Source organism: Phenylobacterium sp., assembly GCF_035276905.1.
In the GTDB taxonomy this organism is placed as follows: Bacteria; Pseudomonadota; Alphaproteobacteria; order Caulobacterales; family Caulobacteraceae; genus Phenylobacterium.
The window spans coordinates 1-3,112 of the sequence record NZ_DATELG010000155.1 but is presented as its reverse complement, the minus strand read 5'-3'; the positions used below and the strand labels follow the sequence as shown (position 1 = coordinate 3,112).

The 3,112-nt window shown below is 67.7% G+C and carries 3 protein-coding genes and 1 pseudogene; 2 read left to right on the top strand and 2 right to left on the bottom strand.

Annotation, left to right across the window (positions count from 1 at the left end):
- Together VJS38_RS06950 and VJS38_RS06945 are read right to left on the bottom strand one after the other, a co-directional pair.
- A partial coding sequence (locus VJS38_RS06950; RefSeq protein WP_324087424.1) for a hypothetical protein occupies positions 1 to 380 on the bottom strand: 380 nt, incomplete at its 3' end.
- A 153-nt stretch (positions 381 to 533) separates the two neighbouring features.
- Complete coding sequence (locus VJS38_RS06945; protein WP_324087423.1) at positions 534 to 977, bottom strand: hypothetical protein; 444 nt, start codon at positions 975 to 977, stop codon at positions 534 to 536.
- An 834-nt stretch (positions 978 to 1,811) separates the two neighbouring features.
- Between VJS38_RS06945 and VJS38_RS06940 the strand changes: the two genes are divergently transcribed.
- Complete coding sequence (locus VJS38_RS06940) at positions 1,812 to 2,567, top strand: Crp/Fnr family transcriptional regulator (RefSeq protein ID WP_324087422.1); 756 nt, start codon at positions 1,812 to 1,814, stop codon at positions 2,565 to 2,567.
- A gap of 187 nt (positions 2,568 to 2,754) precedes the next feature.
- Positions 2,755 to 3,112, top strand: a pseudogene (locus VJS38_RS06935) (hypothetical protein); the annotation flags it as partial.

Genomic DNA, 3,112 nt, shown 5'->3' with positions numbered 1-3,112 from the left:
TGGGCCAGGGCGCGGATCCGCCGGGCGGCCGAGCGGCCGGTCATGCGGCCTTGGAAGTGGCAGTCGCACAGCAGCCGGTGAGCCTCGTCGTCCGATAGCTCGAAGAACAGCTGGGCGTCGCCAAGGGTGTCGCCCGTCAGGCCTTCGGCGCGCAGCACCGGGTCGGCGAAGGCGAAGGCGATCGGCGAGCGTTCACGGCGCAACTGCCGCCGTTCCGGCTCGGCGTAGAACTCGACCCACCGTAGCGCCTCCAGCGGCCGCGCGCCTTCGCGCTTCAGGACGTCCGCCCAGCGCTTGAGGCGCTGCTGGCGTGTCATCGGCGGACGGACTTCGGTGATGTCGGCGTAGGCGCGGACCTGTTCCAGGCGCTCGTATCGCATGATGCAAACCTCCTCTTCGGCCTCCTGGCCGAGGACGGTCCCTTGAACCTCGAAAGGGGCGGCTGGCGCCGCGGCGGAGTCCCTTCGATGACTGCGCAACCCGTCAGCCCAGAGGCGGTTCCAGGGCCAATCTGCGTCGGTGCGGATCGAGGCTCAGCAGCAGCCGACGCCGTGGCGCAGCGGGCCGGTCCGCTGCGGAGACCTCGGCGCGGCCCCTTCGCCCCAGCGCCGCGGCGACGGCGGCGCAAGCGCGGCCTGGCGCGCCTGCTCGCAAACGCCGAGGCAGGCCTCGGCCGCGCCATACGCGGCGTCCGCCTGCGCAGGGGCCGTCGAGAGGATCTCCGCCGCCAGGGCCCGCAGCCCGAGGACGGCGGCCGCTCGGACGTTCAGCGGCGCGCCGGCGGCGGCGAATCGCTCGCTCCAGTCGCAAGCCCGTTGCGTCGCCAGTTCCAGGAACTGGAACCACAGGGCGCTCGCCTGATCCACGCCGGCGCGCTCCAGCAGCTGCGCGATCTCGGCCGCTTCGCCGCCTGCTGCGTCACGGTCGTGATGCGGGCGCGCGTGGGCGCGGCGCTCCAAGAGGTGGCTCTGGCCCATGAAGGTCTCCTGTCCCGCCCAGAACTAATATCCGTGGTCGCGCGGAGCGTCTGTCCGGGCGCGGACGCAGGACACAAAGCGTTGAATGTACGCGGCCGGCTGACCGGCTCCCGCCCGCCGTCCAGGGAATCGGGCGAGAGCCGGTCCGACCGCAGGGGGTGGGGGCTTCGTGCGGCCGCCCAAACCTTTCCGCGCCGGGCGGGCTTTTCGCTATTCCATTTGATGCGCGTCGGGCTAAGCGCTTGTCGAATCGCCCAAAATCGGCGCTCCGGGGGCGGACGAACACGGGGTTTGGTAAGCGCAGTTAATCTCCCGACACCGGGGGTTGCGCGAATCTGGAGCGCTTAGTTCGATGGTTCTCACCTGTTGGCCGAGGTCGTTCGTCGCTGGGCGCGTGGTTAACTTGGCGCGCGGCCGAGCTTGGCCTCAGTTAACCCTGACGCGAGGCCGGACGTCCGTGCGCGGATGTGATGAGAAAACCGATTATTGTGTCGTGAGGCGCTCTTCATTCGACGCCGACAGGCTCTGGCCAGCTGTCGCGCAGCGTGCGTCCAGTGTTCGGCGGATTTGCTGCAAGAAAGCCGGCAACATTTGACGGTCGAAGGCGATGACGAGATCAATCCGTTTGGCGCGGCCAAGACAAAACCGCGAATCACCATCCAGAGGTCAATTTGATCACAGCTTGGTGAGTTCAGTGACGTAAAGTGCTGTGAGAAGCTCAAGCTCAGTGGGAGCTTGGTTAACGATCCGGGGCGTTCACGCTGAAGTAGTATCGTCATTTGATGTGCTGCTGATGGCGTGGAAGCTTAGTCAACCTGGGGTGGAGGGGCACTCATGTCCATGTCCGGCGGCGTCGGCGTGATCTCACGCGAGCGGCAATCAACCTTTGCGGGCCTCAATGACTTTCGGCAGATGGACGTCGGTCGCGTCCGGACGTTCTGGCGAACGGTCGAGCGCGTTCCGGCGGGCGCGAACATCGCCGACCACGACGGGCGCAAGCGCCAGATCGTGGTGGTGTCCGGATGGATCTCCGAGACGCGGATCCTGCCTGACGGTCGTCGGCAGATCTTCGCCTTCCTGCTGCCCGGCGACGTGGCGACCGTCAACGCGACCTCGCACGTCGGCAGCCGCGGCCTGGTCGCGCTGACCAATGTCGAGATCGCCGACGCCGCCGCGCTGACCGCGGGCGAGCAGGGCGAGCGGGTTTCGGCCTCCCTCGTCGACGCGGTCCGTCAGCGCGAGGAGCGTCTGTTCGACCAGATCGTCCGTATCGGCCGGCTGACCGCCAAGGAGCGGGTGCTCAATCTGCTGCTCGAGCTCTATGACCGGCTCGACGCGATCGGCCTGGTGAAGGAGAACACCTTCCGGATCCCGCTGACCCAGGAGGTCTTCGCCGACGCGCTTGGCCTGAGCGTGGTGCACATCAACCGCACCCTGCAGCAGCTGCGCCGCGAGGGCATGCTGACGGTGGATCGCGGGACGGTGACCCTGCACCAGCGGCACAAGCTGGCCAGCTTCGCCTGCTATCAGTCGGAATCCCAGCAGGTCGAGCGCCAGCCGCGCCGGGTCGGCGGCTACCAGCAGGACTGAGGACGAGGCGGGCCGGCGGTCGCCAGCCTTCGCCTCGATCAGCCGCAGCTGTCCGGAATAATCAAGGGGGCAGCTTCATTCCGCAGCGTGTTCTGGCGAATGATAGTGTCGCGCGGCGATCGAAGCGGCTTGCTCTTCCCATGTTCTGTCGGCGCCGCGGGCGGCGCGCCGCAGCCGGAAGAGGTCAATGGCGGATCATGGTGGCGCCTATAAGGCGTCGGCGCAACCCGCGGTGGAAGGACTGGTGCGCGCCGCCGGTCTATCCCCGACGACGGCAAGTTCGCTCAAGGAGTTGATGGGCCCCATAGAACGCTACCCGGCCGCAGCGGTCATCAACTCCATCGCCCCGACGCCGCGGCTGAAATGGATCCTTTCCGGCTGGTGCTGCGAGATGCGCGTGCTGCCGGACGGCCGGCGGCAGATCTTCTCCTTCGCAGTGCCCGGCGATCCGGTGCTTTCGCGGCCGAACAACACATCCAACCCCTGTTCCGTCGTGGCGCTGACCAGCGTCGAGTGCATCGACGTCGCCCAGACCCTGGCGCGGG

Excerpts from the sequence above, each read along its gene's own strand:
- VJS38_RS06945 (WP_324087423.1), bottom strand. The coding sequence starts at position 977 with ATGGGCCAGAGCCACCTCTTGGAGCGCCGCGCCCACGCGCGCCCGCAT.
- VJS38_RS06940 (WP_324087422.1), top strand. The coding sequence starts at position 1,812 with ATGTCCATGTCCGGCGGCGTCGGCGTGATCTCACGCGAGCGGCAATCA.